Source organism: Afipia sp. P52-10 (assembly GCF_000516555.1).
Classification (GTDB): domain Bacteria; phylum Pseudomonadota; class Alphaproteobacteria; order Rhizobiales; family Xanthobacteraceae; genus P52-10.
The window spans coordinates 2,394,492-2,417,337 of the sequence record NZ_AZSJ01000003.1; the positions used below are offsets into that span (position 1 = coordinate 2,394,492).

At 65.8% G+C, this 22,846-nt stretch carries 20 protein-coding genes; 11 read left to right on the forward strand and 9 right to left on the reverse strand.

Going from position 1 to position 22,846, the window contains the following annotated elements; translation table 11 throughout:
* Positions 1–79 precede the first annotated feature (79 nt).
* On the forward strand, positions 80–1,111 hold the full coding sequence (locus tag X566_RS12625) for an SIS domain-containing protein (protein WP_034466709.1): 1,032 nt from the start codon (positions 80–82) through the stop codon (positions 1,109–1,111).
* A 194-nt stretch (positions 1,112–1,305) separates the two neighbouring features.
* Here the strand turns inward: X566_RS12625 and X566_RS12630 are convergent, their stop codons facing one another.
* A complete protein-coding gene (locus X566_RS12630; protein ID WP_034466710.1) occupies positions 1,306–1,860 on the reverse strand; it encodes a carboxymuconolactone decarboxylase family protein in 555 nt (184 codons plus the stop codon).
* A 70-nt stretch (positions 1,861–1,930) separates the two neighbouring features.
* Between X566_RS12630 and X566_RS12635 the strand changes: the two genes are divergently transcribed.
* The 5 genes from X566_RS12635 (at position 1,931) to glcF (ending at position 7,605) form a co-directional block, all read left to right on the forward strand.
* A complete protein-coding gene (locus X566_RS12635; RefSeq protein WP_034466712.1) occupies positions 1,931–2,269 on the forward strand; it encodes a helix-turn-helix domain-containing protein in 339 nt (112 codons plus the stop codon).
* Positions 2,270–2,511: 242 nt separating this feature from the next.
* Complete coding sequence (locus tag X566_RS12640; protein WP_034466714.1) at positions 2,512–3,216, forward strand: TetR/AcrR family transcriptional regulator; 705 nt, start codon at positions 2,512–2,514, stop codon at positions 3,214–3,216.
* 134 nt (positions 3,217–3,350) lie between these two features.
* Entirely contained in the window at positions 3,351–4,844 is a 1,494-nt protein-coding gene (locus tag X566_RS12645; protein WP_034468529.1) for an FAD-linked oxidase C-terminal domain-containing protein, read from the forward strand.
* Between the two features lie 167 nt (positions 4,845–5,011).
* On the forward strand, positions 5,012–6,241 hold the full coding sequence (locus X566_RS12650; protein WP_034468532.1) for an FAD-binding protein: 1,230 nt from the start codon (positions 5,012–5,014) through the stop codon (positions 6,239–6,241).
* Positions 6,238–7,605, forward strand: a complete 1,368-nt coding sequence (gene glcF, locus X566_RS12655) for a glycolate oxidase subunit GlcF (protein ID WP_034466715.1) — start codon at positions 6,238–6,240, stop codon at positions 7,603–7,605. Before X566_RS12650 ends, glcF begins: the two co-directional genes overlap by 4 nt.
* 472 nt (positions 7,606–8,077) lie before the next feature.
* Here the strand turns inward: glcF and X566_RS24695 are convergent, their stop codons facing one another.
* Entirely contained in the window at positions 8,078–8,365 is a 288-nt protein-coding gene (locus X566_RS24695; protein ID WP_152539863.1) for a hypothetical protein, read from the reverse strand.
* Positions 8,366–9,248: 883 nt separating this feature from the next.
* Here X566_RS24695 and X566_RS12665 point away from each other — a divergent pair.
* Entirely contained in the window at positions 9,249–10,265 is a 1,017-nt protein-coding gene (locus X566_RS12665; protein ID WP_034466717.1) for a TorF family putative porin, read from the forward strand.
* Between the two features lie 149 nt (positions 10,266–10,414).
* Complete coding sequence (locus X566_RS12670; protein ID WP_051444059.1) at positions 10,415–10,951, forward strand: HPP family protein; 537 nt, start codon at positions 10,415–10,417, stop codon at positions 10,949–10,951.
* A gap of 9 nt (positions 10,952–10,960) precedes the next feature.
* Here the strand turns inward: X566_RS12670 and X566_RS12675 are convergent, their stop codons facing one another.
* Together X566_RS12675 and X566_RS12680 are read right to left on the reverse strand one after the other, a co-directional pair.
* Positions 10,961–12,697: an ABC transporter ATP-binding protein/permease gene (locus tag X566_RS12675; protein ID WP_034466719.1), complete on the reverse strand. Its 1,737-nt coding sequence runs from the start codon at positions 12,695–12,697 to the stop codon at positions 10,961–10,963.
* A 331-nt stretch (positions 12,698–13,028) separates the two neighbouring features.
* Entirely contained in the window at positions 13,029–13,904 is an 876-nt protein-coding gene (locus X566_RS12680) for a dienelactone hydrolase family protein (protein ID WP_034468539.1), read from the reverse strand.
* 294 nt (positions 13,905–14,198) lie between these two features.
* On the opposite strand from X566_RS12680, the gene X566_RS12685 reads away from it, so the two are divergent.
* Positions 14,199–14,618: an META domain-containing protein gene (locus tag X566_RS12685; RefSeq protein ID WP_051444206.1), complete on the forward strand. Its 420-nt coding sequence runs from the start codon at positions 14,199–14,201 to the stop codon at positions 14,616–14,618.
* Between the two features lie 18 nt (positions 14,619–14,636).
* On the opposite strand, the gene X566_RS12690 is transcribed toward X566_RS12685, so the two are convergent.
* The 4 genes from X566_RS12690 to groES form a co-directional block, all read right to left on the reverse strand.
* Positions 14,637–16,175 (reverse strand): NAD(P)/FAD-dependent oxidoreductase, encoded by a 1,539-nt coding sequence (locus tag X566_RS12690; protein WP_034466721.1) that lies wholly within the window; start codon positions 16,173–16,175, stop codon positions 14,637–14,639.
* Between the two features lie 88 nt (positions 16,176–16,263).
* The gene (locus X566_RS12695) at positions 16,264–17,466 is read right to left on the reverse strand and encodes a hypothetical protein (protein ID WP_034466723.1); all 1,203 of its coding nucleotides are present in this window, start codon (positions 17,464–17,466) and stop codon (positions 16,264–16,266) included.
* A gap of 189 nt (positions 17,467–17,655) precedes the next feature.
* Positions 17,656–19,299 carry a chaperonin GroEL gene (gene groL / locus X566_RS12700; RefSeq protein ID WP_034466725.1) on the reverse strand — a complete coding sequence of 548 codons (1,644 nt, stop codon included), beginning with the start codon at positions 19,297–19,299 and terminating at the stop codon, positions 17,656–17,658.
* Positions 19,300–19,421: 122 nt separating this feature from the next.
* Positions 19,422–19,718 (reverse strand): co-chaperone GroES, encoded by a 297-nt coding sequence (gene groES / locus X566_RS12705; protein WP_034466728.1) that lies wholly within the window; start codon positions 19,716–19,718, stop codon positions 19,422–19,424.
* Between the two features lie 294 nt (positions 19,719–20,012).
* On the opposite strand from groES, the gene X566_RS12710 reads away from it, so the two are divergent.
* Complete coding sequence (locus tag X566_RS12710; protein ID WP_034466730.1) at positions 20,013–20,537, forward strand: hypothetical protein; 525 nt, start codon at positions 20,013–20,015, stop codon at positions 20,535–20,537.
* Between the two features lie 208 nt (positions 20,538–20,745).
* The gene (locus X566_RS12715; protein ID WP_034466732.1) at positions 20,746–21,933 is read left to right on the forward strand and encodes an MFS transporter; all 1,188 of its coding nucleotides are present in this window, start codon (positions 20,746–20,748) and stop codon (positions 21,931–21,933) included.
* 88 nt (positions 21,934–22,021) lie between these two features.
* Here the strand turns inward: X566_RS12715 and X566_RS12720 are convergent, their stop codons facing one another.
* Positions 22,022–22,798 carry a protein phosphatase CheZ gene (locus tag X566_RS12720; RefSeq protein ID WP_034466735.1) on the reverse strand — a complete coding sequence of 259 codons (777 nt, stop codon included), beginning with the start codon at positions 22,796–22,798 and terminating at the stop codon, positions 22,022–22,024.
* Positions 22,799–22,846 lie beyond the last annotated feature (48 nt).

Here is a 22,846-nt window from a genome sequence, read left to right on the forward strand (position 1 = left end):
CGCCTCCGACGCCGGGGCGTGCTAAGAGACCTGCGTCGCCGCACGCGGCCACCTTATCCACCTGCCGGACCAAGACAGTATGCCGACGCCCAAACCGCGGATCCCTACGCCGTCCGCGCCGAGCCACGCCGATAATCATGCCAGCGACGCCATTGCATCGGCGTTGCGAACCCTGGATGCGGAGGCGAACGGTATCGCCGCGCTGCGCGCCGCGCTCACCGGCGGGCTGGGCCCGGCCTTCACCGCCGCCGTCGACCTGATTCGCGCCGCCAAGGGCCGCGTCATCGTCACCGGCCTCGGCAAGTCCGGCCACATCGCCCGCAAGATCGCAGCGACGCTCGCCTCCACCGGCACGCCGGCTTTCTTCGTGCATGCGGCCGAGGCGGGGCATGGTGATCTCGGCATGATCACCGGCGACGATGTCATCATCGCGCTGTCGTGGTCGGGCGAGACGGTGGAACTGAAGAACCTGATCACCTATTCGCGACGCTTCCGCATCGGCCTGATCGCGGTGACCGCGGACGCAACCTCGACGCTGGGATCGGCGGCGGACGTGGCGCTGACGCTGCCGAAGGCGCTGGAAGCCTGCCCGCACAACCTCGCGCCGACTACCTCGACCCTGATGCAGGCCGCGCTGGGCGATGCGCTGGCGATCGCGCTGTTGGAAAGCCGCGGCTTCACCGCGCTGGAGTTCGCGAAATTCCATCCGGGCGGCAAGCTCGGCGCGATGCTGAAGTCGGTGCGCGACATTATGCATGCGGGCAGCGAGATGCCGGTGAAGCCGCTCGGCACCTCGATGTCGGACGCGCTGGTGGAGATGTCGTCGAAGGGCTTCGGCTGCGTAGCCATCGTCGATGCGACGGGCGACCTCGCCGGCATCATCACCGATGGCGATCTGCGCCGGCACATGAAGCCGGACCTGATGACCACGCTGGTCGATGACGTGATGACGAAGAACCCGCGCACCGTTGCGCCGGGCTTGCTGGCCAGCGGCTTGCTCGACCTGATGAACTCGTTCACGCCACGGGTGACGGTGCTGATCGTCGCCGAAGGCAAGAAGCCGGTCGGCATCGTCAGCGTGCACGACGTGCTGCGCACCGGCATCGCTTGACGCTCGTCCTCATGGTGGTGAGGAGCGCGCGTCTCGAACCATGAGGCGGCGAAGCCTGCATGAACGAATGCTTCGGCCTCATCCTTCGAGACGCTTGCTTTGCAAGCTCCTCAGGATGAGGCGTAAACGCCTTGCGCCATCCCCTCACCCCGCCCCTCTCGCCGCAGGCGGGGAGAGGGAGCGGAAAGGCGGCTTCACATGCTTGGAAACCGCGCGGCATCGTCCTCCAGCGGCAGCTTCAGGCCGTTCGCGAGATAGGTGACGGTGCGGTAGAAGCCGCACAGCATCAGGATTTCGAGGGTCTGTTTCTCGTCGTAGTGCAGCCTCAGCGCTGCGAATTCGCTGTCGCTCAGTGTGGCGCGCTCGTGCAGCGCGTCGACGGCGGCGATCAACGCCTTTTCCGATTCGTCCCAGCAGGCCGCGTCGGCTCCTTCCAGCACGGTGGCGCGCACCTGCGCACTCGTCAGTTGGGCAGCCTCGGCGAAGATCGTGACATGCACGCCCCATTCGTATTCGCAAGCCCCGCGCGCGCAGACGCGATCGATGATGATCTCGCGCTGGCGCAGCGACAGCGGGCCGCGATCGAGCAGGCCGGCGGCGCTGAATTTCGTCCACGCGCGTTCGCTGGTGGCGATCGTGCGAAACAGCACCAGCGGCGGCTTGCCCTGCATGATGCGGTTGAAGGCATCCTGCAGGGCGGGCGGATAGGGTGGCTGCAGCGGCGCGACGCGGGGAGCGGTCTTCGACATGGCGTGATCCTTGTGCTACTATTTCAATAGCATTTGTGCTACATTTTCAGTAGCATTACAAGGAACGTTGATGCCGAAGAGCGACAAGGGCGGCCATCCGGCCGTGCGCGGATCGAAGAGCGGGCGGCCGATCATGGCGCTGCTCGATCTGTTGGGGCGGCGCTGGACATTGCGGATCGTCTGGGAATTGCGTGCTGGCGCGCTGACCTCGCGAGAATTGCGCGCGGCGTGCGACGACGCTTCGCCGACGGTGATGCAGCAGCGCGTGACGGAGTTGCGCGAGGCGGGATTCATCGAGGCCTATGAAGGCGGCGGCTATGGCCTGACGGCGTTGGGCAAGGACCTGTTCGCGACGTTCATGCCGCTGCACCAGTTCGCCGACCGCTGGAGCAAGGTCCACAAACCGTGAGTCTGAGCCAGCGAATTGCTGCCGGAAGGTTGTCGTCTTGGTCTCGGCACCAGTTCCCGCACTTTCTGTGATGATCCGGTCTTGCCATCTATTCTGAACTAGTGTTCATTTCTTACTGTGCGCAGCTTGGGGACTTCGGACCGCCACTCGGGTCAGGACTTGGCCATTGGATGGACCGAAGCAGGCGACAAGACGCAGGACCAGGTCTTCGTTCCGGAGATCGCGTGGGGAGGTGATGCCCAGTGGTGTATCGACGGACTCAGCAGGTGATGCGAAGACTAGCGGCGCGACGCCGCGCGATCCTGGCTGCCGCCCGTGACACCGCCGCCGAATCCGGCATGACCGCCGTGCAGATCGCGCCGATCGCGACCCGCGCCAATGTCGCCGCCGGCACCGTCTATCGTTATTTCCCGTCCAAGGCCGAATTGATCTCGGAGTTGATTTCCGACGTCTCGCGCGAGCAGCTCGATTCGGTGCGCCGCGCCGCCGACGCCGCGCCGGGACCGCTGTCGGCGCTCGCCGCCGCCGTGACCACCATCGCCGTCGACGTGCTGTCGCACCGCAAGCTCGCCTGGGGGATCCTCGCCGAGCCGATCGATGTCGATGTCACGCCGTCGCGGATCGAGAGCCGCAAGGCGATCGTCGCCGAAATCGAGGCCCGCATCGCCGCCGCCACCCGCGCCGGTCACCTGCCGACCCAGGATGCGTCGCTCACCGCCGCTGCACTGATCGGCGCGCTGCATGAGGCGCTTGTCGGTCCGCTCGCGCCCGACAACCTCGACGATCCGGTGAAGCTGCGCGACGCGGTGCAGACGATGACGCTGATGGCGCTGCGTGCGGTCGGCGTGATGGATGCGCGGGCGCGCGGTCTCGTGGTGCAGGCGATCCTGCCCGTCGCGGTCGACCCGAAGGTCGCCGCCGCAACCCCGACGTCACTGTCGGCTTAGAGACTTTTAGCAACAGGGTCAGGCGCATCTCGGAGCATAAAGCCGGATCGTCTGCAGCCCGTGCTCATCCTTCGAGATGCTTGATCCACAAGCTTCTCAGGATGCGGAGATGACGATCTGACTGGGAGAGCATGATGTCGATCGCGATGCCCGAGGCCGATGCGAACGTGCTGGCGCGCCGATCCGAGATCGTCGCGGCGTTGCGGGCGATCGTGCCGGGCGAGGGCGTGATCGATTCCGCCGCCGAGATGGTGCCATACGAGTCCGACGGGCTGACCGCCTACCGCCAGCCGCCGATGGTGGTTGTGCTGCCGGACACCACCGAACAGGTCAGCCGCGTGCTGCGCTACTGTCACGAGAACCGCATCCGCGTGGTGCCGCGCGGGGCGGGAACCTCGCTCTCCGGTGGCGCGCTGCCGCTGAAGGACGGCGTGCTGCTGGGACTCGGCAAGTTCAAGCGCATCCGCGAGATCGATTTCGACAACCGCTGCGCCGTGGTCGAGCCCGGCGTCACCAACCTTGCCATCAGCCAGGCGGTGGCGCATGCGGACTTCTATTATGCCCCCGATCCGTCGTCGCAGATCGCCTGCACCATCGGCGGCAACGTGGCGGAGAATTCCGGCGGTGTGCACTGCCTGAAATACGGCATGACCACCAACAACGTGCTCGGCTGCGAGTTCGTGCTGATGACCGGGGAAATCCTGCGCATCGGCGGCAAGGCGGCAGAAACCGCAGGCTACGACCTGATGGGCATCATCACCGGCTCGGAAGGGTTGCTCGGCGTCGTCACCGAGGTGACCGTACGTATCCTGCGCAAGCCGGAGACGGCGCGGGCGATGATGGTCGGTTTCAACGAGGTCGAGCAGGCGGGGCGCTGCGTCGCCGACATCATCGGCGCCGGCATCATTCCAGGCGGCATGGAGATGATGGACAGGCCCGCGATCCATGCGGCGGAGGCGTTCGTGCATGCGGGCTATCCGCTCGATGTCGAGGCGCTCTTGATCATCGAGCTGGATGGGCCGACGGTGGAGGTGGACGAACTGATCCGCCGGGTCGAGGCGATCGCGCTCGGCTGCGGCGCCACCACCTGCCGCATCTCCGGCAGCGAGGATGAACGGCTGTTGTTCTGGGCCGGGCGCAAGGCGGCGTTCCCGGCGGTGGGGCGAATCTCGCCGGACTATCTCTGCATGGACGGCACCATCCCGCGCGGCAAGCTGCCGGAGGTGCTGGCCCGCATCCGCAAGCTGTCGGAGACATACGGGCTCGGCGTCGCCAACGTGTTCCATGCTGGCGACGGCAACCTGCATCCGCTGATCCTCTACGATGCCAATAAGCCCGGCGAGATGGACGCGGCCGAGAAGTTCGGCGCCGACATCTTGCGCGCCTGCGTCGAACTCGGCGGCGTCCTGACCGGCGAGCATGGCGTCGGTGTCGAGAAGCGCGACCTGATGGGCGACATGTTCACCGAGATCGATCTGAACCAGCAGCAGCGGCTGAAATGCGCGTTCGACGAGGAGGGGCTGCTCAATCCGGGCAAGGTGTTCCCGACGCTCTGTCGTTGCGCCGAACTCGGCCGGGTGCATGTGCGCGGCGGCAAGCTGGCATTTCCGGACATTCCGCGGTTCTAGCGGTCCGACGTCACGACAGAGCGCAGCTGGGAATGCCGCGGCCAGCTTGATCACGCGCCCTGCCATAGGGATGCAAGCGGTTTGACCAGGATTAGCGAAACCGGCTATCCGCTGTGATCGTGCGGCGAGGCGTTGTCTGCCGCGCAGGCCAAGCGGAGTGCGGACGCGTGAAGGCGAGGGATGCCAAGGATGTCGAGACGGCGGTGCGCGACGCGATCGGCGCGGGCCAGCCGCTGGCGATCGTCGGCCACGGCACCAAGGCTGTGGTCGGCCACCGGATGGCGACCAATGCGGTGCTGGACCTGTCGGCGCTGAACGCTGTCACCGCCTATGAGCCGAACGAACTGATCCTCACCGTGCAGGCGGGCGCGGCGCTCAGCGAAATCGTGCCGCTGCTCGCCGCCAAGAACCAGGAATTCGCATTCGAGCCCATGAACACCGCGGCGCTGCTCGGCACGCCGGAGGGCGCGGGCACCATCGGCGGCATGATCGCGGCCGGGCTCGCCGGACCGCGGCGGGTCAAGGCCGGTGCCGCGCGCGATCACCTGCTGGGCATTTCAGCGGTGTCCGGCTTCGGCGAAAGCTTCAAGGCCGGTGGGCGGGTGGTGAAGAACGTCACCGGCTACGACCTCTGCAAGCTGGTCGCGGGCTCCTGGGGCACGCTGGCAGTGATGACTGAGGTGACGCTGAAGGTGATGCCGAAAGCCGAGAGCGAGACGACGCTGGTGCTGCGCGGTCTCGACGAGGGCACCGCCGTCCGGGCGATGGGGGTGGCGCTCGGCTCGCCCTATGATGTCTCCGCTGCCGCCCATGTTCCGGCGTCGTCGCTGCGGGCTGCCGGTGTGCTGGGTGATGGCGTAACGGCCGATTCGGCGCTGACGCTGCTTCGCCTCGAAGGAATCGCCGCCTCGGTCGCTCATCGCGCGGAGACGTTGACGGCGGCGCTGGATGCGTTCGGGCCGCTGGAGCGGATCGACGGCGATCCATCGCGCCGGATTTGGGCGGCGATCCGCGATGTGACGCCGTTTGCCGCGTCGGGGCCGCTCGGCGCCTGGCCGGTCTGGCGCATCGTCTGTCCGCCGGCGGCGGGCGGTACGCTCGGCCAGCAGCTTGCGCGCGAGACCGGCGGCGACCTGATCTACGACTGGGGCGGCGGATTGATCTGGGCGGCGCTGCCGCCGGCGCAAGATGCTCATGCGGCATTGGTGCGCGCGCGCGTTGCGGCGAGCGGCGGCCATGCGACATTGATTCGCGCCAGCGATGCGGTGCGCGCGGCGGTGGATGTGTTCCATCCGCTCGATGCGGGCGTCGCGGCGCTGACGGCGCGGGTGAAGGCGGCCTTCGATCCGTCCGACGTGTTCAACCGCGGACGACTCACGCGGGCGGGGGCACGATGAAGACCGAATTCACCCTGGAACAGCTTGCCGACCCGAACATCCGCGAGGCCGACAAGATCCTGCGCGCTTGCGTGCATTGTGGCTTCTGCACCGCTACCTGCCCGACCTACGTGCTGCTCGGCGACGAGCTCGATAGCCCGCGCGGCCGCATCTACCTGATAAAGGAGATGCTGGAGAAGAACCAGGCGCCGACCGCCAACGTGGTCAAGCATGTGGACCGCTGCCTGTCGTGTCTCGCCTGCATGACGACCTGCCCGTCGGGGGTGAACTACATGCACCTGGTGGACCAGGCGCGGGTCCGGATCGCCGAGCAGTATGTGCGGCCGCTCAGCGAACGGCTGCTGCGGTCGGTGCTGGCATGGGTGCTGCCCCGGCCGGAGCTGTTTCGTCTCAGCCTCGCGCTCGCGCGCATCGGCCGGCCGTTCGCGAGCCTGCTGCTGCCGGGGGAGAAGGGCGATCCGGCCAATCCGTCTTTCCTCAGGCGGATCAAGGCGATGCTGTCGCTTGCCCCGTCCCGTTTGCCGCAGCGATCCGCTCGAGCCGGCACGGTGTTTCCGCCGCAGGGCGACCATCAGGAGAAGCCTCGCGGCCGCGTCGCATTGCTGCAGGGCTGTGCCCAGCAGGTGCTCTCGCCCGGCATCAACGACGCGGCGATCCGCGTGCTGACGCGGCATGGCATCGCGGTTGCCTTGGTCAAGGACGAGCAGTGCTGCGGGGCGCTGACCCATCACATGGGCAACGATCATGCCGCGCTCGCCAGCGCCCGCGCCAACATCGATGCCTGGATCGCGGAGGCAGACGCGCATGGCCTGGATGCGATCCTTGTCACCACATCGGGCTGCGGCACGGTGATCAAAGACTACGGCTACATGCTGCGCGAGGACAAAGCCTATGCGGCGAAGGCTGCGCGGGTGTCGGCGATGGCGAAGGACATCACCGAGTATCTTGCGGAACTCGATCTGTCGTTTCCCACGACGCGCAGTGATCTTGTCGTCGCCTACCATGCGGCCTGTTCGCTACAGCACGGGCAAAAGATTCTGCGTGCTCCGAAAGAATTGCTTTTCAAAAGTGGCTTCGTGGTGAAAGATGTGCCCGAAGGTCATTTGTGTTGTGGCTCGGCGGGCACCTACAACATCCTCCAGCCCGACATTGCGGAGAGATTGCGCGAGCGGAAGATCTCCAACATCGCAACCTTGAAGCCGGATGTGATCGCCGCCGGCAATATCGGATGCATGGTGCAGATCTCCGGTGCGACGGACGAGCGGGGCAACCCGCTGCCGGTGGTGCACACGATCGAACTTGTGGACTGGGCAACAGGAGGACCGAAGCCGAACATCGGGAGTGAAGCTTTAGGCGGGCGCTGACTGACGGATGATTGGCCAGGCGTCGTACGGGGATCGTGCTGGGGGTGGCCAAGCATACAGCTTCGATCTCACAGAGGATCTGGCAAAGATCCTGCATTCTGACGCTGCTGGATTGGATCTGCATCGTGGCGGCCCGAGTCTTGGTCCAAGATTCTCGGTTCAAGGTTCTCGGTTCAAGATTCTCGGTTCAAATCTCTCGGCCCGAATTTCTTGCCCTGAGTCCCTAGGCCAGAGCCTCTTAGCCTGCGTTTCTTGGCCCGTGTGTCTTGGCCCGTGTGTCTTGGCCCGTGTGTGTCTTGGCCCGTGTGTGTCTTGGCCCCAGCATCGTGGGTTTGCCCAGTGGGCCACAAGGAAGGCCGCGATCAACGGGTCGCGGCGATAACTGCAGCGACAAAATGACTGCAGATGATGCGATCGTGGGTGGTGCGTTTCAGAAGGTAGCGCGTTTCAGATGATCAGGGGCACGGCGCGATCATGCGGACGGGATGAGCCGATCCGGATCGACGGCAACAGGAGAAGGGTGAATGGCTAAGAAGGCGAAGAAAGCGAAAGCAAAGAAGTCGAAGAAGGCAAAAAAGGTCGTCGTTGCCAAAAAGAAGAAGGGCGCGAAGGCCGCCGCCAAGCGATCGGCGAAGAAGAGCGTAAAGAAGTCGGCCAAGAAGGCGGGTAAGAAAACCGCAAAGAAGGCTGCGAAGAAGGCTGCCAGAAAGTCCGGTCCGTCAGCCGCAAAGAAGGCCGCTCCCAAGAAGAAGGCCGCCAAGAGGACGTCGGCGCCGCGTAAGCCGCCAACTGCTCCGGCTCCGGTCGAGACCCCGCAGCCGGCGCCCGCTTGGACCCCGCCGCCAATGGGTGGCTCCGATTCCGGCGATGAGACGCGCTGAAGCGCACTGGGGTCAAAGCGCACGAGCATAGAGCGCGATGGGGTTCGAACGAACCCTCGCGCTCTGGCGTGGTGATGAGCGGAGCAAAGCGGCCTCGCTTAGGTCTTCTGCGCCACGCGCGCCGACACAATCAGGACGATGGTCGCAGGGAAGATCGCGGCGGGTGCATCACCCCGCCGCGGACCTGATCCCGCGAGACGGCGACCGCGACGGTGGCCCGACGGCCGATTGCGGTCTCTCTGTCTTTGGGTCCTTGGTTTTGAGGCCACTTGGTTTTGAGGACCCATGGTTTTGGGGACTCGTGTCCTTTCGGATCCTTGTCTCCTGGGATTTCTCTTGCCCCCTCCTGGGATAGATCCTCGTCGTCCGGGATTTGGGTTTGGGCTTTGCATATGGGCGCCGCCCTGGGCTTTCGCGGTCCGTGTTCTGGTCGCTCCGCGCGAATCGCCCAGCCGCGCGCGTGACGTCATCGTCAGATCAGCCGCGAATCCCGCCGCGCCGGCAACGCGCGTGGCCATCGCGCCCCAAATTATTGTGACGCGAAAGCAACACCTGTTCCGCAACGTGTATCGAGATGCCGTCTACAAGCCTTGATTGCCTAAAAAGGCGGCACTTGCTTGGGTTTTTTGCTTTCCGCACAAGGCCAACACCCGCAGATTGTGGCCATCGCAGGGTCGTTCCGCGGCAGGATTGTCTGAGCCTGAGGGGTAACAGGGGCTTAGGGGGCTCGCCGCACCAGTTTTTTGATCAATGGGGATCACAATGAAGAAAGTTGGTTTGACAATCGCGGCGGTGCTCGCATTCGGCGGCTCCGCGTACGCGGCTGATATGCGGATGCCGTACAAGGCGCCTCCGGCTCCCATCGTCGTTTCTCCGTGGGACTTCGCGTTCGGAGCGTCGATCAGCAGCGACTATCGCTTCCGTGGCATCGCCCAGTCGAACCGGAATCCGTCGGTCTCCGCCTATTTCGAGCCGCGCTACAACATCAACGACTCGCTGCAGCTCTACGCCGGTGTCGGCGGCGCCAGCATCTCGTTCCCGAACCGCGCCGCGGCTGAGATCGACGTCTACGGCGGTATCCGCCCGACCTTCGGCGCATTCGCCTTCGACTTCGGCGTGTGGGGCTACCTGTATCCGGGCGGCAAGTGCCAGTACGGCGCGGCCACCGACACCGCTGGCAATCCGCTCAGCGCCGAGTGTGCGGCCAACGTCATCGCGCCGAGCGGCAACGTGATGAAGAAGGACGTCAGCTTCTTCGAGGTCTACGGCAAGGTGCTGTGGACGATCAACGACCAGTGGGGTATCGGCGCGAACTACTACTACACGCCGTCGTACCTGAACTCCGGCGCCGACGGCCACTACGTGTCGGGCACCTTGAAGTGGACGGCTCCGGGCACGTTCCTGCCGGGCGGCGTCGGCATGTACGTCTCGGGTGAGTTCGGCCATCAGTTCCTCGGCACCACCGACTCGTTCTACGGCACCGGCATTCCCGACCCGGTCTCGGGTCTCGGCCCGTACCTGAACGGCATCAAGTTCAAGGACTACAGCACCTGGAACGCCGGCATCGGCTTCACCTACAAGGTGTTCACCCTCGACCTGCGCTACTCGGGCACCGACCTGAAGAAGGCCGACTGTAACGCCTTCACCGGTGACTTCGGCGCCAGCTTCTCGTCTTCGTATTCGCCGATCAATCCGAGCGGCTATGGCTCCAAGTGGTGCGGTGACACGTTCATCGCCAAGTTCTCGGCCGACCTGGTTGCCTCGCAGCACCTGAAGTAAGCCGGACACCAACGATCGGGACGAGGGCGGCAGAGCGATCTGCCGCCCTTTCTCTTTGCGGTTTCCTCCCCGTGCCTTGCGCGTCATGCGCGCCGCCGGCGAATGGTCCGCCGCTTGCTTCGATGAGGCGAGACTCGCGAGGAGGCACGATGAGCCTGGATCTTAGGCCGAGCAACAAGCAGTGGGGCTGGAGAGCGGTGCGGGAGAGAGGCGCAGGCGGTGGCCTGGCGCGGCTCGCCGCGGCCGCGCTCGCCGGCCTTGGCTGCGGGCTTGCGATCTATGTGATGGAGCAGTCGTCGGCGCTGACGGCCTATCCGTTGGCGATGATCCCGTTCGCGACCTCGATCGTGCTGGTGATCTGTCAGCCCGAGGCGCGCCCGGCCCGGCCACGGGCACTGATCGGCGGCCATCTGCTGTCCGCGCTGGTTGGCCTGCTGGTGCTCGGCCTCACCGGGCCCGGTTCCGTGGCCGCCGCAGCCGCCGTGGCGCTAGCTGTGCTGGCGATGATCCTCACCGATACGCTGCACCCGCCGGCCGGCATCAGCCCGCTGCTGGTGGTTGCGGGCAATCTGCCCTGGTCGTTCCTGATCGCGCCGGTGCTGGTTGGTGCGCTGATGCTGGCGGCGTTCGCCTTTCTCTGGCACCGCCTGGTGCTGCGCAACGGCTGGCCGGATCGCTGGCTCTGACGTTTGGGCTCATGGTGCGGTTGCGCGCGGCGCCATCGCGAAGTGATCGCCCTTGCGTTCGAACGCAACGTTGCGGGTGTGGAAGGCGTGCAGCGTCGTGCGATGGCCGATCGAGACGATCGTCGTCTCCGGCAGTTGCTTCTGCACGAGCTGGTAGAGCGCGGCTTCCGACGGCTCGTCCAGCGAGGCCGTGGCTTCGTCGAGGAACAGGATTTGCGGCTTCTGCAGCAGCGCGCGTGCCAGTCCGAGCCGCTGCTGTTCGCCGAGCGACAGCGTTCGGTTCCAGTGGCCCTGTTCGTCGAGGCGGCTCGCCAGCACCGGCAGGCCGACTGCGTTCAGCGCGTCGCGCACCTGCTCGGCGCTGAAGGCATTCTCCGATGACGGGTAAGCGATCGCGCCGTGCAGCGAGCCGACCGGGAAGTAAGGCCGCTGCGGCAGCATCATCAGTTTCGTGTTGGCCGGGACCGCGATCTCGCCCTTGCCGAACGGCCAGATGCCGGCGATCGCCCGGAACAGTGTCGACTTGCCCGAGCCAGAGGGGCCCGTCACCAGCACATGCTCGCCGGCCTTAACCGCAAAGCCATCGGCGGTCACCAGCGGTCGGCCGTCGGGGAGTTGCACGGTGAGATCCTTGATCGCCAGCGTGCCGCCATCCGCTGGCGTCACGCGCACCGTGTCATCGCGCGCGGCGAGGTCGCGGGCTTTGTCGATCGAGGCCTCGAAGCCGTCGAGACGGGCGACCACCGCGCGCCACTCGGCCAGCGAGCGGTAGGCGGTGACGAAGAACGACAGCGCGGTGCGCACGCTGTCGAAGGCCGACGCGGTCTGCATCATGCCGCCGAGTTGCATCTTCTCGCCGAAATAGGCCGGCGCCACCAGGATGAAGGGGAACACGACGGCGGCCTGTCCGTAGCTCGCGGTGAAGGCCGTCAGCCGCTTGGTGCGGCTCATGATCTGCATCCAGTTCTCCACCACCCGGCCGAATCGCTCCGTCAGCCGCTCGCGCTCGGCGTCCTCGCCGCGCAAAAGGGCGATCTGCTCGGCGTTCTCGCGCACCCGCACGAGGTTGAAGCGGAAGTCGGCCTCGACCCGCTGTTTGGTGAAGTTCAGCGCCACCAGCGGCTTGCCGATCCAGTGCGTCAGCAGCGTGCCGAAGATCGCATAGATCAGTGCACCCCAGACCAGATAACCGGGAAAGCTGACGTCCTTGCCGCCGATCTGCAGCGGCGCCGCCGCCGACAATCCCCACAGGATGACCACGAACGAGCCGAGCGTCACCACCGAATTCAACAAGCCAAGGCCGATCGTCAGCGTGCTCTCGACGAACTGGTTGACGTCCTCGGTCAGACGCTGGTCCGGGTTGTCGGCGGCATCACCGGTGAGCTGCATGCGGTAGTGGTTGGCCCCCGTCAGCCAGCTGCCGAGATAGCGCTGCGTCAGCCAGCGGCGCCAGCGGATCTGCAGCCATTGGTTGAGGTAGATCTGGTAGACGGCAAGGGCGATGAACAGCGCCGCCAGCACCGAGAAGTAGATCAGCTCACTGACGAAGGTGTCCCAGTTGCGCTCCTGCAGCGCATTGTAGAACCGGCTGTTCCACTGGTTCAGCAGCACGTTGATGGTGACGATCGCCAGCTCGATCGCGATCACCACCGCGAGCAGGCCGCGCCCCGCCCATTTGTCTTCGGAGCGGAAGTAGGGCGCCGCAAGCCGCCATACGGTCGCAAGCGTCGAGCCGAGATTCTTCACCAGGCGGTCTCCTTAAACGACCGCCGGCGCGAGCGGCCGGCGGGGCAAATCATCGAGAGAGGAAAGGTTCGCAGATTTCGATTGCGGCGTCATCGGGCCGGGCAGGGAAAGGGCCGTCATTCTCCGCTCCCGCCGTGATGGCGAAAGCGTGGCGGCATCGTGCATCGTCGCCGGGCTGTGCAAGCGGTGTGCGCGCAAGGGTCTTGTTAAGGGGCTTGTTCGAATGTCCGCTAGGGCGTGATGAGATTGGGATGAATCAGCCTCGCGCTTTAGCTTATTGTTTAAGCATGATCTTTTCGGAAAAACCCTTCGCACTTTTCCGGATCATGCTTTAGCTCGCGGGCGGCTCGCCGACATTCTGCTTGAGGAAGGCAACCGTGCGCGACCAGGCGAGGTCCGCCGCCGCTTTGTTATAACGCGGGCCGCCGGTGTCGTTGTTGAAGGCGTGGTTGACACCCTCGTACACGTAGACGGTGTAGCGCTTGCCGGCGTCCTTCAGCGCCTGCTCCCAGGCGGGAATGCCGGGATTGACGGCGGTGTCGAGCCCCGCATAGTGCAGCAGCAGCGGCGCGGTGATGGCCTTCACCCGCGACTTGTCGGCCGGCACCGGGCCGTAATAGGCGACGCCCGCGGCAAGCTCCGGGCTGGTCATGGCGAGGCGGTTGATCATGCCGCCGCCCCAGCAGAAGCCGATCGCGCCGGTCTTGCCGGTCGATTCCGGATGCTTGTTCAGGAAGCTGACGGCGGCGGCCGCCTGCTCCTGCACGTCCTCGAGACTGAGATTGCCGATCATGCTGCGCGCCTTGTCCTCGTCGGCGGGCGTGCCGCCGACCGTCGAGAGCAGGTCGACCGCGAGCACGAGAAAGCCCTCCAGCGCCATTCGTCGCGCCACATCCTGGATGTGCGGCGTCAGTCCGCGGTTCTCGTGGATGACCAGCACCGCCGGCCGTTTCACCTTGTTGGCCAGGCGCACCAGGTTGCCGTGCACATCGCCCTGCATGGTGTCGAACGAGGCCTTGTCCTGCACCAGCCGCGGATCGTTCTCGGCGACGATCGCGGCGCGCGCATAGTTCGGCCGCAAGGTTTCGTAGGCGGCGGTGGCCGCAGCCGCAGAGCCCGCAAGCGCAGTGAGACGGTCGAAGAAATCGCGGCGGCTGATGCGGCCGTGGGTGAACCCGTCGTAGAGATCGATGATGCGCTGATCCATGGCGGTCGGTTCCTCATGAGACGTCGTGTTTGCGGCGGCGATCATGTCACGGCGATGATGGCGGATCATGGCGCGCAGTGTCACAGGCGCGTGATTGGCGCGATCCTTGCCCCGCGAGGACTTGGTGCTCGGTCTGCACGGCTGTCAAGACTAGTCATCGCGATCCGGACTCTTTAAAGCGCGAGGTGCTTGGGGTGAGTGATCAACGCGCCCGGGTTCTGTTTCGCATGAGCGTGCGGAGAGCGGCATCGCGTTCCGGCTGCATGCGTTGGAATGGCGCGTCGCGTGATGGAGATGGATGTGCGATCGGTGGTGCAATGGGGTGGCGTGTGGGTTGGTCTGTTGGTGGCCGCACTTGGTTCAAGCGTAGCGCCGTCGGCGGCGCAGAACGGATTTCCCTTCAACACCGAACTCACTCTGGAAGCGGCACCGATGCGCGGTTCGAAGCGGATTCCCAATCTCGAGATCGGTCCGAGCGGCGAGGTAATCATCGAACTGTGGTGCAAGGGCGCGCGCGGCCGCTTCTCGGTCGCCGGAGACACCATCGTCTTCGTGCCGGGCGCGGTGGACGATCGCGGCTGTCCGGCCGATCGCGCTGCGGCGGACGATGCGCTGCTGGCGGCGCTCGCCGATATCAGCGGCTGGCGGCGGCAGGGCGACGTGCTGGTACTAACGGGAACGAGGGAGCTACGCTTTCGCCGCAACACCAACTGATCGTGTCGCCGATGCGGCTCAGCCGCCGGCGATGATCGTGTCGGCGCAGGCTTGTCCGGCCTGGATCACGCCGTTGTAGCCGCCATACCCTCCATAGGCGGAGGCGAGATAGAGGCCATCGACCACCGTGCGCGGCGAGCGCGGCGTTTTCAACGGTGCTGTCGGTGGCACCGGTGCGAAGCCGTAGGCGGCACCGTTCGGCGCATTGAGATAGCTCACCATCGAGCTCGCGGTGTTGAACGAGATCGCGGCGACGGCGGCCTGCAATCCCGGATAGAGCCGGTCGAGATAGGCGACTATCGCCTCCTGCCAGCGTGCGCGCTTGGCGGTGTAGACCGGTCGCTCCACGCCGCTCCAGTTGCTCAGGCGGTCGGTGCCGACGATGGAGATGATGTGCGGGTGCGCGGGCACGCCGGAATCGATTGCCGAATAGTTGACGATCGACATCGGCGGCATCGCGCTGCCGGGCTCGCCTGCGAACAGCGCCGTGCCTTTGGCATAGTCGTCGAGCGTGCTCATCCAGGGCGGCAGCAACTGGGTCGAATAGGCGGTGAGGCCGACCTCCGCCGGTGGGCGTGACAGGCCGAGGGTGAGCGCGAACAGCGACACCGACGGCGGGCGATCCGCGTAGCTCTCGCTCAGCGCGGTGCCTTCGGGGCGCGGCAGCAGCGCAGCGGCGATGCCGGGCGCGGCGTTGCTGACGATGCGATCGGCTTCCACCGTCTGCGGATCGCCGCCGGCCTTGGCAACATGGGTAACGGCGCGGACGCGGCCCTTGCCGTCGGTCTCGATGCCGGTGGCGACGCGGCGCAGGATCACCTCGCCGCCCGCCTGCTTGATCGCGCGGGCCAGCGCACTGGAAAGCCGCTGCGAACCGGTCTTCACATAGCGGCCGCCACTCTGCACGTAGCCACCCTGTGCGCTCGCGAACACGATCCACCACAGCGTCGCCGGATCGTCGTGATAGTGCCAGAGATTGCCGGCGAGCGCGCATTTCACCCCTTCGTCGCGACCGAACGCCTGCTCGAGCCGCTGCGCCAATGACGCGTCCCAGTGGTTCAGCCCGGGCAGCGCGGCCTTCAGCCGGTCGAGGCTGTGCAGCGGGTTGTCGAACGTGCCTTCGCCCGCAAGCTTGCCGACCGCCTCGGCGATCTGCTCCATGTCGCTGAGGATCGCCGCGATGCCCGCGCGCGAATCCGGGAAGGCCTGCGCCAGTGCTGCCTGCGCGGCATCGAAGCCCGCGGGCAGAACGAACGGAGCCCGCAGCGGCCCGCCGCGCACCTCGTAGATCGATCCGGTGGAGACCCATTCCAGCTTGTCCAGCACGCCGGCGCGGGTCAGCGCGCGGTGCTTCGGGTCGCGGGTATCTTCCGGACTGGAGGTTTTGTGCAGCGACGCCTCGATGAACAGGTCGCCGGCCTTGTAGCTGGAGGCGGCGCCGCCGACCGAGTTGCCGCGCTCGATCACGAGCACCTTGCGCCCCTCGCGCGCGAGGATCGCTGCCGTCGTCAGCCCGCCGAGACCGGCGCCGATCACCACCACGTCATAGCGCGCCATGATCAGTCACACTCCATCGATCGTCACGCGAGGAAGCGTCGCGCGTCGGCGAAGGATTATAGCGCCGCCCGCGATCATCTCCGCGCGATCATTTCCAGGACGAGGTCTCCGCATCCCAGCGCTGCGCATCAAATGCCTGCGTCAAGGCATTGAGCGTCTGATTGTCGTTCAGCGACAGGCTTTCCTCGTCGTTGCCGCTGGCGTTCTCGTCGATGTTCAGCTTCGGCCCCGCGCTCTCGTCGACGGTTTCGATCGACGGGCTGCCGACCCACAATAGCAGGTGGTCGGAGCCGCCCGGTTTGTCGGCGGCGGCGAGGGCGGTGACGGTGATGGCCTCGGTCAGGCCAAGCGCCGGCACCACCGCGCTCGGCCGCTTCAGGCTGATCTTCAGTTCGCCGGTCACGTCATTCCAGGCCGACGAGATCAGCGTCGCCGGCAGCGCCTTCGCCAGCGCGGTTGCTACCGCGTTGGCGATTTTGTCGCGGTTGAGCTTGCCGCCCTCGCGCCAGCCGGCCGCGGGAAAGCGGAGCGTCCGCTCCATGTCCATGGTGCCGTCGGTCCAGCCGGCTGCGATCACGCCGGGTTGGCCGCGCAGCTTGGTGAGGGTGTCCTGCGCGCGCTCCGGATCGACGGTGAGGTGCAGCACCTGTTCGCCGGAGCGCAGTTCGGCGCAGGACGCGATCAGGCCGTAGAGCGCGACCTGGACCGGCTGGCCGCGCAGACCCTTGGCGAAATCGGCGACCGCCTCGCGTGTCACCTTCACCGCGAGCGCTTCCGGCGAAACTTCGGTGAAATCGTCGGGCGTGCTGACGATGGTATCGTCGGACGCCTGCTGCTCCTGGAATTCCTTCTCGCTCGTGTCGGCGGTTTCGCTCGATGCGATCTCCGACATGGTGTCGCCGATCGTCACCATGCCGGTGAAGTCGAACGTCTTGCCGTTCGGCTTGCGCGTCAGATCGACCGTGATCGGCAGCTTGTCGTCCTGGCTCTGGGTCTTGCCGGCGAGCTTTTCGCCCGTGACGCTCAGATTGAGCACGAACCGATCGGTGCGTTCGCTGCGGCCGGGCACCGGAAAGCAGACGTCGAGGGTGGCGGCCGTCAGTTTACCGCTCTGGCGCGTCTCTTTCAGGATCACGTCGGCGCGGTCGTCGGCGAGACCGCTCAGATAGGTGAAGTAGCGGATTTCGTTTGCGGGCGGGGCCTTGGCGGCCTTGTTGGCTTGGGCGTAGGCCGTCGAGAGAGCGGCCAGACCGGTCAGGGCCAGGATCGAAAGCGAAGCCGTCGCGCGCATTGCAGTCCCCAAAAGCAATCAGATTCGAGGGCAATGTACAGTCCCGCGCCGTCCGGCGATACGCCGGAATGCGCGCATCGCGCGGGAGCGCGCGGAACCATGTGGCGGGAACGCGAAGCTCCATCGTCCTGTCACAAAAAAGAAGGCCGCCCGCAGGCGGCCTTCGATCGTTTTCGCCGGGTGGCGGGCTTAGAAGCCCATGCCGCCCATGCCGCCCATCCCGCCGCCGGCCGGCATCGCCGGAGCCGCTTCCTTCGGCAGTTCCGCGATCATGGCCTCGGTGGTGACCAGCAGGCCCGCCACCGACGCTGCGTCCTGCAGTGCTGTACGCACGACCTTGGCCGGGTCGATGATGCCCTTGGCGACCATATCGACATACTCTTCGTTCTGCGCGTCGAAGCCGTAGGTCTCATCCTTGGTCTCAAGGATCTTGCCGACCACGATCGAGCCCTCGACACCGGCGTTCTCGGCGATCTGGCGGAGCGGAGCCTCCAGTGCGCGCAGCACGATGTTGATGCCGGCCTGCACGTCCGAGTTGTCGTTGGTGAGACGGCCGACCGCCTTCTTGGCACGCAGCAGCGCGGTGCCGCCGCCGGGAACGATGCCTTCCTGCACCGCCGCGCGGGTCGCGTTGAGCGCGTCCTCGACGCGGTCCTTCTTCTCCTTCACCTCGACCTCGGTCGCACCGCCGACCTTGATCACGGCGACACCGCCGGCGAGCTTGGCAAGACGCTCCTGCAGCTTCTCACGGTCGTAGTCCGAGGTGGTCTCTTCGATCTGCGCCTTGATCTGGCCGACGCGGGCCTCGATGTCCTTCTTCTTGCCGGCGCCGTTGACGATCGTGGTGTTCTCCTTGTCGATCACCACCTTCTTCGCACGGCCGAGCATGTTGACGGTCACGCTCTCGAGCTTGATGCCGAGTTCCTCGGAGATCAGCTGGCCGCCGGTCAGGATCGCGATATCTTCCAGCATCGCCTTGCGGCGATCGCCGAAGCCCGGCGCCTTCACGGCAGCGACCTTGAGGCCGCCGCGCAGGCGGTTGACGACGAGCGTGGCGAGCGCTTCGCCTTCGACGTCCTCAGCGATGATCAGGAGCGGACGGCCCGACTGCACGACGGCTTCGAGCACCGGCAGCATCGCCTGCAGGCCGGAGAGCTTCTTCTCGTGCAGCAGCACGAACGCATCTTCCAGCTCGGCGGTCATCTTCTCGGCGTTGGTGATGAAGTACGGCGACAGATAGCCACGGTCGAATTTCATGCCCTCGACGATATCGACCTCGGTGTCGAGCGACTTGGCTTCCTCGACGGTGATGACGCCTTCGTTGCCGACCTTCTGCATCGCTTGGGCGATCATCTTGCCGATGGTGTTGTCGCCGTTGGCCGAGATGGTGCCGACCTGGGCCACTTCCGAGGAAGAGGCGACCGGCTTGGCGCGCTTCTCGATGTCCTTGACGACGGCCGTGACGGCGAGGTCGATGCCACGCTTCAGGTCCATCGGGTTCATGCCGGCGGCAACCGCCTTCGCGCCTTCGCGCACGATCGCCTGCGCCAGCACGGTGGCGGTAGTGGTGCCGTCACCCGCGGTGTCGTTGGTCTTGCTGGCGACCTCGCGCAGCATCTGCGCGCCCATGTTCTCGAACTTGTCCTCGAGCTCGATCTCCTTGGCGACGCTGACGCCGTCCTTGGTGATGCGCGGGGCGCCGAACGAGCGGTCGATGACGACGTTGCGGCCCTTCGGACCGAGCGTCACCTTGACGGCATTGGCGAGGGTATCGACGCCGCGCAGCATGCGGTCGCGCGCATCGCCGGAGAATTTGACGTCTTTGGCTGACATAGAAGGTTACTCCTGAGAGGGACTGGTCTTGCCGGCCTTGCGGGGCGGCCTTGGCCGCGAACCACAAGGACGGCAGATGTCTTGCAGACGGATATGACGAGGATCGTGAACGGGACGGCTGCTTACGACAGCACGCCCATGATGTCGGACTCCTTCATGATCAGGAGCTCTTCACCATCGAGCTTGACCTCGGTGCCGGACCACTTGCCGAACAGCACCTTGTCGCCGACCTTGATGTCGATCGGGATCAGCTTGCCGGTCTCGTCGCGGCCGCCCGGGCCGACGGCGACCACCTGGCCCTGCGAGGGCTTCTCCTTGGCGGAGTCGGGGATGATGATGCCGCCCGCGGTCTTCTCTTCAGCGTCGATGCGCTTGACGACGACACGATCGTGGAGCGGACGGAACTTCGTCTTGGCCATAGGGGTCCTCACTGGTACGTTTGGGTAGGTGGCGCGTGGTGCCGGTTGCCCGGAGAAACGGGATTTAGCAATCTCATTATGAGAGTGCTAGCGGGCAGCGGAATATGGCCTGGGCATGTTTCTGTCAAGCAAACGCCGCTTAAGGCCTTGGTGAGGCCGATATTGCATGATCATGAGGGCGAAGCAGCCGGATCATGCCGGTTGGGGGTGTAATCCAGGGGTCTTGCTTAACGGTCGGTGCTTGCCAGATGGGGCTGGCGCGTCCAGAGTCACCACGTTTGGGGATGTTTCGTGATGGTCAGTTCAGATTTCGCGCGCGCAATCGCTAAGGTCACAGTGGTCGCGGCTTGCGCCAGTTTGCTGTCCGCGTGCGGCGGCGGCATGAGCCTTGGCGGCATGTTCGGCGGTTCCTCGTCGCCGCCGCCGCCGGACCCGCCGCCGGTTGCGGAACTTCCGGCGAGCATTCGCGCCGAAGAGATCGTCGGCCGCTGGGGACTTGCCGCCTACCACAAGCCGGAGGACCGGGCGCGGACGGAAGCCAATGCGCGCACCCAGTGCCGCCAGCCTTATGTCATCAACGCCGGCGCGAATGGCGGCGTCATCATGCATCTGGCCGACGAGGCCCAGCCGCAGGAACTGCGCCTGAAGGGCGGACCGGGCGGTAAGAACTACATCGGCCCGCCAGGCCCCGGCGGTGCCGAGAAGGATCGCGAGATCCTGTCGTTCGACGGTCGCGTCATGACCACGCGCTTCGTCGATCCGGATGCGAACTCGCGCTACGGCACGATGATCTACGTGCGCTGCGCGCCGCGCGCCTGATCCACGCCGGCATCGCGGGCGGCCGGCGTCATTGTTGATTCCCCCGACTTTGTCTTCCGGGCTAGGACTGCAAGGTGGCCTTGCAGTCTCAACTTGCGGTCCAACTCGCAGTCCAAGGCGCAGTCCAAGGCTGGGAATCAGCACGCCCGTTTGTTAAAGCGCGATGGCCGTCATGGCCGTTTGAGCATGGCGAACCGTTTGCAAGGCCATGCTGCACAGCATCTTCACAGGTCCCACGCGCGCGATCACCGTTCTGTCGGTGACGCAGATTCTCGGCTGGGGCGCGCTGTATTACCCGCCGGCGCTGGTCTCCTCGCTGATTACCGCCGAATATGGCTGGTCGTTCGCGGTGGCGATGCTCGGCCTGTCGGTCGGGCTCGGCGTATCCGGACTGCTCTCGCCCTATGCCTGCGGCCTCGTCGACAAGCACGGCGGCAACCGGGTGATGGCGATCGGCGCGCTGATCGGCGCCTGCGGCCTGGTGGGGGTCGTACTGGCGGTCGATCCGGTCACCTACCTGCTGGCGTGGGTGTTGATCGGCGCGGCGATGGCTTCGACGCTGTATGACGCCTCGTTCGCGACGCTGACCTATCTCTACGGCCCGGCGGCCCGGCGGCCGATCACCATCGTCACCTTCGCCGGCGGACTTGCATCCACCATCGCCTGGCCGGCGACGCACCTGCTGATCGAGATGATCGGCTGGCGCGGCGCCTATCTGGTGTTCGCCGCCCTGCTCGCCTTCGTCGTCGCACCGTTGCATGCCTTCGCGCTTCCGCGCGAGCGGATCAAGGACAGCGCGCCGCAGCCCGCCCAGCAGGCCGCGCCGCCAGCGAAACTGCTGCCGCCGCGCGGCTGGCCGTTCGTTTTGATCGCGGCCGGCTTTTCGATGGGGGCGTTCGTGATGTCGGGGATCGCCGCGCATCTGCTCGGCATGCTGCAGCGGGGTGGCCTCGATGCGGGTGCGGCCGTGACGGTCGGCGCGCTGATCGGCCCGGCCCAGGTCGCCTCGCGCTTCGCTGATTTCGCGACCAAGGGCCGGGCGCATCCGTTGTGGATCGCCCGCGGCGGCATGGCGCTGATGACGCTGGCGTTCGTCATGCTGCTGGTCGCGGGCATTTCGTTCCCGATGGCGGTGCTGTTCGCCGTGCTTTACGGGGCCGCGAACGGCATCATGACGATTGCCCGCGGCGCATTGACCCTGCTGCTGTTCGGCCCCGTCGGCTATGGTCATGTGCTCGGCCGCATCGCCCGCCCGGCGCAGATCCTGCAGGCGACCGCGCCGTTCGTACTGGCGTTCGCGGTGGAGCATGCGTCGGATCAGGTGGTGCTGGCAGTGTCCGCCTGCGGCACGCTGCTGGCGCTGATCTGCTTCGTGCTGCTCAAGCGGCCGGCCTGACGTCGCCGGCCGATCGCTCACGGCTCAAATAGTCCCATGAATGAAAGCGGCCCGCGGGTGCGAGCCGCCCGGATTGTTCAGATTTGATTCAGCCGAACAGCGCGTCGATGTCGTTCTGCGAGGCGTGTCCATCCTCGCCGGGGCCTTTCGGTCCGTTCAGCAGGCGGGCATCGCCGATGCGGTCGTCGACGATCGGCGGCGCGTGCGCCTTGATGTGATCGACACCACCCCAGATCTCCATCATGACGTTGATGTGATGCTCGATGAACTTCATCGTCGCCATCACCTTGCTGATGCGCTGGCCGGTGAGATCCTGGAAGTTGCAGGCTTCGAAGATCGAGATCACCCGCTCCTGGATGTCTTGGGCGAGTTGCGCCTGGATATCCGCAGTGGGCGCCTTCGCCAGCGCGCTGGCGGCTTCGTCGATCGCCTCCGCCGCTTCGAGAATTTGCTGGGTCGCCTCTTCGGTGCCGCCGACCACGGCGCCGAGTTCACCGGTGACCTTGGTCATCTCGTCGCCATCGAAGCTCTTGCCGTGCAGCACGGCGATCTCTCGCTTGGTGCGATTGATCGCCTCATGGATCAGGTCGAGCTCGACCTTGAGCTTCTCGCACTGCTCGATCTGGGCGCGATAGGCTTCGAGCGTCGCCTGCATGCTGTCGGTCCACTGCGAGGAGGCTGAGGCGGCGACGGCGGGAGTGATGCCGCTCTCGCGATGCGGCGCGGCCATCTGGGCGCGGATCGCGCGCAGCTCGGCCATGATGTCGTTGTGATAGGCCATCAGCGCGGCGTCTGCGTCCGCCGGCACGACCATGCTCTCAGGTCCGATTTCTTCGATGCGAAAGCGCTTGCGTTGAACAGCCATTCTTGACCACCCCCAACCAGATTTTCTTCAGCCTTCTAGCGAATGGGA

What these genes read in the sequence shown, in the direction of transcription:
- X566_RS12715 (WP_034466732.1), top strand. Translation starts at nt 20,746, where the DNA reads ATGCTGCACAGCATCTTCACAGGTCCCACGCGCGCGATCACCGTTCTG.
- X566_RS12645 (WP_034468529.1), top strand. Translation starts at nt 3,351, where the DNA reads ATGTCGATCGCGATGCCCGAGGCCGATGCGAACGTGCTGGCGCGCCGA.
- X566_RS12710 (WP_034466730.1), top strand. Translation starts at nt 20,013, where the DNA reads ATGGTCAGTTCAGATTTCGCGCGCGCAATCGCTAAGGTCACAGTGGTC.
- glcF (WP_034466715.1), top strand. Translation starts at nt 6,238, where the DNA reads ATGAAGACCGAATTCACCCTGGAACAGCTTGCCGACCCGAACATCCGC.
- X566_RS12625 (WP_034466709.1), top strand. Translation starts at nt 80, where the DNA reads ATGCCGACGCCCAAACCGCGGATCCCTACGCCGTCCGCGCCGAGCCAC.
- X566_RS12670 (WP_051444059.1), top strand. Translation starts at nt 10,415, where the DNA reads ATGAGCCTGGATCTTAGGCCGAGCAACAAGCAGTGGGGCTGGAGAGCG.
- X566_RS12690 (WP_034466721.1), bottom strand. Translation starts at nt 16,175, where the DNA reads ATGGCGCGCTATGACGTGGTGGTGATCGGCGCCGGTCTCGGCGGGCTG.
- X566_RS12685 (WP_051444206.1), top strand. Translation starts at nt 14,199, where the DNA reads ATGGATGTGCGATCGGTGGTGCAATGGGGTGGCGTGTGGGTTGGTCTG.
- X566_RS12680 (WP_034468539.1), bottom strand. Translation starts at nt 13,904, where the DNA reads ATGGATCAGCGCATCATCGATCTCTACGACGGGTTCACCCACGGCCGC.
- X566_RS12720 (WP_034466735.1), bottom strand. Translation starts at nt 22,798, where the DNA reads ATGGCTGTTCAACGCAAGCGCTTTCGCATCGAAGAAATCGGACCTGAG.
- X566_RS12630 (WP_034466710.1), bottom strand. Translation starts at nt 1,860, where the DNA reads ATGTCGAAGACCGCTCCCCGCGTCGCGCCGCTGCAGCCACCCTATCCG.
- groES (WP_034466728.1), bottom strand. Translation starts at nt 19,718, where the DNA reads ATGGCCAAGACGAAGTTCCGTCCGCTCCACGATCGTGTCGTCGTCAAG.
- groL (WP_034466725.1), bottom strand. Translation starts at nt 19,299, where the DNA reads ATGTCAGCCAAAGACGTCAAATTCTCCGGCGATGCGCGCGACCGCATG.
- X566_RS12695 (WP_034466723.1), bottom strand. Translation starts at nt 17,466, where the DNA reads ATGCGCGCGACGGCTTCGCTTTCGATCCTGGCCCTGACCGGTCTGGCC.
- X566_RS12635 (WP_034466712.1), top strand. Translation starts at nt 1,931, where the DNA reads ATGCCGAAGAGCGACAAGGGCGGCCATCCGGCCGTGCGCGGATCGAAG.
- X566_RS12665 (WP_034466717.1), top strand. Translation starts at nt 9,249, where the DNA reads ATGAAGAAAGTTGGTTTGACAATCGCGGCGGTGCTCGCATTCGGCGGC.